Annotated in this window: 5 protein-coding genes; 2 read left to right on the top strand and 3 right to left on the bottom strand. The window is 69.5% G+C overall.

What is annotated here, in order from left to right; translation table 11 throughout:
* Nucleotides 1-566 precede the first annotated feature (566 nt).
* Nucleotides 567-1,445 carry a class I SAM-dependent methyltransferase gene (locus tag WA805_RS17370; protein ID WP_425242852.1) on the top strand — a complete coding sequence of 293 codons (879 nt, stop codon included), beginning with the start codon at nt 567-569 and terminating at the stop codon, nt 1,443-1,445.
* Nucleotides 1,446-1,755: 310 nt separating this feature from the next.
* On the opposite strand, the gene WA805_RS17365 is transcribed toward WA805_RS17370, so the two are convergent.
* From WA805_RS17365 to WA805_RS17355, 3 genes are all read right to left on the bottom strand, one after another.
* Nucleotides 1,756-2,628: an alpha/beta fold hydrolase gene (locus tag WA805_RS17365; RefSeq protein WP_422275265.1), complete on the bottom strand. Its 873-nt coding sequence runs from the start codon at nt 2,626-2,628 to the stop codon at nt 1,756-1,758.
* A gap of 67 nt (nt 2,629-2,695) precedes the next feature.
* Entirely contained in the window at nt 2,696-3,319 is a 624-nt protein-coding gene (locus tag WA805_RS17360) for an alpha/beta hydrolase (RefSeq protein ID WP_422275267.1), read from the bottom strand.
* Nucleotides 3,320-3,351: 32 nt separating this feature from the next.
* Nucleotides 3,352-4,188 (bottom strand): alpha/beta fold hydrolase, encoded by an 837-nt coding sequence (locus WA805_RS17355; RefSeq protein ID WP_425242851.1) that lies wholly within the window; start codon nt 4,186-4,188, stop codon nt 3,352-3,354.
* Between the two features lie 173 nt (nt 4,189-4,361).
* On the opposite strand from WA805_RS17355, the gene WA805_RS17350 reads away from it, so the two are divergent.
* A partial coding sequence (locus WA805_RS17350; protein ID WP_425242850.1) for a helix-turn-helix domain-containing protein occupies nt 4,362-4,893 on the top strand: 532 nt, incomplete at its 3' end.

Genomic DNA, 4,893 nt, shown 5'->3' with positions numbered 1-4,893 from the left:
GAAATGCCTGGCCGCTATACGCGGCCAGGCAGATTCAAGCCCGGGAGCGCTGCTCGCTCCGGCGAAGCTGCGTGCCGCACGGATCTCGACGGGTTCCGCCTGATCTCACTCAGTCCGGCCAGATCGGCGGACAGGGCCTGGCGGCCGGTGGATAGTGTCCGGGTGGCGGAGGTAATCATCAGGACCTATGAGCGGCGGGATGCCGTCGGCGTGGCCGCAGGCTCGCCGCCGCTGGCCGGGCAGTCGCGGTCACGGGCGGGCTCGGCCTGGTGTTCATCGTGATGACCGCGTTAAGGGTCATCCACGGCGGGTGAGGCACAGCGGCGGGGCGCGCGGCCATGGTGGGACTGGAAGAGCATTCGCGCAGCTGTTTCGGGCCGCGCGGGCCACCCATGGACGTTGGGAGCCGGACAGGCATGAAGAAACGGGGGAGCTCGCGGGCGCCGGCTAACGGGCCCGCGGGGTGACCGTCCAGGTAGGCGATCGCGGGGGCGCGCTGCTGCCGCGCTCGACGACATCCCCGGCACGTGAGCCGCCCGCGTGAACCGAACGGGATGGCTGCAGGAGTGACACCGGCACCGGGCTTGATGATGGGCTGGACGATACAGCACGCGCGGCATGCAGCCGCGATGGTCAAGCAGGACGGGAACCCCGCCGCGCGGGTCTATGAGAGCATCGGGTCGGACTGCTTCCTGGCGCTGGCGCCGGGCTGGCTGAACCTGGGGCTATGGGAGGGACCCGGTTCCGGGAGCGAGGCCGAGGCCGCCTGCCGCCGGATGGTGCGGACGCTCGCGCTAGCTCTGCCTGCCGGGGGAACCATCCTCGATGTGGGCAACGGGCTCGCGACCCAGGACCCGCTGATCGCCGAGGCGATCCGCCCTCGGCGGCTGGTAGCGGTGAACATCACCGAGTGGCAGCTGGCGGCGGGCCGGGACCGGCTGCGGGAGGCCGCGGCCGTGCCGGTGGCCGGCGACGCCGTCCGGCTGCCGATCGCCGACAGCACCATCGACGGGGTGATCAGCGTGGAGGCGGCGTTCCACTTCCGTTCCCGGCAGGCGTTCTTCGACGAGTGCTGCCGGGTACTTCGCCCGGGCGGCGCGCTGAGCATCTCCGACATCGCGATCCGGCGGTGGCCGGTCAGCCCCGGCGAGGTGCTTGCCGGCCTGACGCAGCTGCGGGTGTTCGGGCTGCAGCGGACGATGGCCATGACGCCGGGGCAGATCGCCGCCGCGGCACGCGCGGCCGGCCTAGCCGAGGTGCAGGTGACGACCTGCGGCGATCGGGTGATCGCTCCCGCGCTCCGGCTGACGGCGCAGCGACTGGCAAGCGCGACGGCCGCCCCGGCCGGGCAGCGGGCCGCCGCCCGGCTGCTCCTGCGGCAGGTCGACCTGCTGTGGCGGCGCCGGATCATCGATTACCTGCTGTTGCGCGCCGTCCGGCCGTGACCCGGCCACCCGCGCGGTGATATCGCGCGAGGGCTGCCTGGTGCCGCGAGGCCTTCCAAGCCCGAGCCTGCGCTGAACGCCGCAGCGGCCAGACCACGCGCAAGGCCGCGTTAGGCGCGGTTTCATCAAGCCGTCCGGGTCGCGCCGCGTGTATGAAAATAGTTGTTCTGCGCACGTAGCGTGGTGCTGCCTCGGGATGGCTAGCCGCAGGAAATGTTCGTCGATGAGACCGCAGGAAGGGTCCGATCGCTGCTGTCCGGCACCTTGAGACCTGCTCTGCGCGGGGCCTGGGCAGGCAAACCTCCCAGAACTAGCGGGGTGCGCTGAGGAAGGCCTCGACGTCGGCGGCGAACTCGGCGTGGTGCTGGAACAGGAACCCGTGTGCGGCGTCGGGGTAGATCTTCACCTTGGCCTGCGGGATCAGGCCGGCCAGCAGATAGGAGTAGTGCGGAAGGATCATCGGGTCGCTGTCGCCGTTGGCCACGAAGACCGGGTGCTTGATGGCGGAGACCCGCTGTAGCGCTGCGTGGTCGGGGACGCCCCAGTTGCAGACCGCGTCGTACTGGGCCTGGCGAGTGGCCCAGTTCGTAGCGGTGTCGCGGTCCTGGTTCCGGGCGTACATGCGCTTGAGGGCCGCCTGGCCGGCCTGCCGGCTGGAGTCGGAGCGGGCGAAGAATACGTCGAGGTACTCCTCCGGGCTGGTCTGCGGGGTGCCGACGGCTCCGATCACCTCAGGGGCCCAGCCATGCATGCCGGCTGCGCCTTGCGGCGCCGAGGAGGCCAGCACAACCCGCCGGGCGATCGCTGGCCGGATCAGCGTGACCTCCTGGGCGACGAAGCTGCCGATGGAGAACCCGAGCAGGTCCACCTGGCCCAGCTCCAGGGCGGCGATGAACGCGATCGCTTCCCGCGCCATCTCTCCCATGGTGCTCGCTGTCGTTCCCGTGGAGCCGCCGACGCCCGCGTAGTCGAAGGTGATGACCCGCCGGCCTGCTGCCAGGGCGTCAATCAGTGCGGGATCCCAGCTGTCGAGGTTGCCGCGGAAGTGCTGCAACAAGACCAGCGGCAGGGTGCCGCCGGCCTCGCCACCGGTGTCGCGGTAGGCGTAGTCGATGCCGTCGGCCGCGCTGACGACCTTGTTAGGCAGGCCGGAGTAGGCGCGGTCCTCGGTAGTCGTGGCCATGTGAGTACCTTCCTTGTCGGCCCGCCTGCCGCCGAGTGTTTACGGAGGAGGAGGCAGTCTGACGTGGTCACACTTGTTCGTGGATCCATGTCTCCGCAAGCGTGGTCCAGAGCTCGGTCTGGCCGGCACCGCGGGCCAGGCCCAGGCTGTGCGGCCCGTGGGCGAACACGTGCACGGCGTGCGGGACGCCCCCGGCCGCGAGTGCGGTGGCGAGGCGGTAGGCGTGTTCGGGCGGGACGTAGGGGTCCTCTGCGGTATGCCAGATGAAGAACGGTGGTGAGCCGGGCGTGACCAGCGCGTCCAGCGAGGTCGACCGGCGCAGTTCCGGGCTGGCGCCTTCACCCAGCAAGATCAGCCGAGCCGGGCGGTAGGTCTCGGTTTCCATCGAGGTGATGGCGTAGCCCAGCACTGCGAACTGCACGGCCTGGTCGGGCGTGGCGCCGGGGGTCAGGGCAGCCAGGCCGGCCAGGTGGCCGCCGGCGGAGAAGCCGATGAGCCCGATGCGCTGGGCGCCGTCAGCGCGGCGGCGGGTGATCTCGGCGCGCAGCGCCTCGAGCGGCACCGGGTGGCGGGTGTGGAGAGGGTAGCGGAACACGCTGGCGGGAACGCCGATCTGACCGAGCCAGTCGGCTATGGGCTCGGCCTCGTGGGGGGCGTGCTCGGCGTAGCCGCCGCCGGGCAGGACGATCATGTGGACGCTGCTAGCGCCAGCGGCGGATGCGGTCACTGGCTGGTCCGGTTCTCGGCCTCGGTGACCGAGTCGGTGATGAGGGCGGCGAACTGGTCGGGGATCTCCTCCCAGGCGAAATGGCTGGCGGGCAGGATAGTCAGCCTGCTGCCGGGGATTCGCTGGGCCAGGTACTCGCCGTTGGATACCGGGACTAGAGGGTCGTCGGCGGAGGCGAAGATATGTACGGGCACCTGGATCCCGGGCAGCAGGTCACGCAACACGGGAAGCTGCTCGGGGTAGCTGCGCACATAACGGGTGGACTCGGCGAACCGGCCGTTCTCGTAGCCCGAGACGTAGTCTTCCCAGACCTCGGGCTCCTGGCCATGGGCCGCCGCGGGCTCCACGCTCGCGCCAAGCGTGGCGCGGTCCATGCCACGAAAAACCTCAATCCCCGGAGCGGCGATGATGTCAGCGAGGGTGCCGGTCACCTCGAGCGGGTAGGCCGCGCCGCCGCCGCCGATGACCAGGCTGGTGACCGCGTCAGGGTGGCGTGCGGCTAGGAACAGGGCCGCGCTGGCGCCCACGTCAGGCGCTACGAGGTGCGGCTTGCCCAGGCCGAGCTTGGAAATGAAGTGGCCGAGGAACTCGCCCATGGCGGTGGGGGCGAGGACGTCGGGCCGCCCTTCTGAGTGACCAAACCCCGGCAGGTCGACCGCGACTAGCCGTCCGGTCTGCGTCAGAAACGGCCAGACACGCCGGAACGCGAGCAAGCTTTCTGGCCAGGGGCTGGTGAGCAGGATGACCGGGCCGTGGGCCGTCCCCGAGTCGGCGTAGCGGATCTTCAGACCATCGATCGGCGCGGTTTGCATCTGCATAGTCGCGGTACTCATGAAGGTCGCGCCTTTCAAAGAAAGAGGAAGTCGCTCCGTGCTTGGCTGGACTGGGTACCGTCTGGCGGTTCTATCAGGCCAGTCGCCAGGCTAAATCGGCCACTTACTCGGGCGGTAGGGCACTGGGTGGTGCTGACATCACCACCCAGATGGCCCAACGTAAAATCCATATCATGGCTGTTTCGACCAGCGAGCTTGGCGCGACTCTGCGCGACTGGCGGGAGCGGCTGGACCCAGGGGACTTCGGGGTGGCTGTTTCCTCGGGCCGGAAGGCCCACGGGCTGCGCCGCCAGGAGGTCGCCCAGCTTTCTGGTGTTTCCGTCGACTACCTGATCCAGCTTGAGCAGGGACGAGCCAAGGCGCCCTCATCGCAGGTACTCACCGCGCTGTCCCAGGCCCTCCGGCTGTCGAACGTTGAACGGATCCACCTGTTCTTCCTCGCTGGCCAGTCGCCGCAGGACAGCGCGCGACGACACCAGGCAATTCCGGACAGCCTGCGCCGCATGGTCCAGCAGCTGCCCGGAAACCCGGCGGCCATCTATGACCCGAGCTGGAGTCCGATTATCTGGAACTCGATGTGGGCCACGATCTTCGGTGACCCGAACGAGCGTCCCGAACGCGAGCGGAATAAGGTCTGGCGCTACTTCACCGGTCTGCCCACCCGGGTCCTCCGGTCACCTGAGGAAGAGCGGCTGTTTGAGAAGC

Origin of the sequence: Trebonia sp. (genome assembly GCF_049794275.1) — a bacterium.
In the GTDB taxonomy this organism is placed as follows: Bacteria; Actinomycetota; Actinomycetes; order Streptosporangiales; family Streptosporangiaceae; genus Trebonia.
Note: the sequence above shows the minus strand (reverse complement) of the source record. Positions and strands in the feature narration are given on the sequence as shown.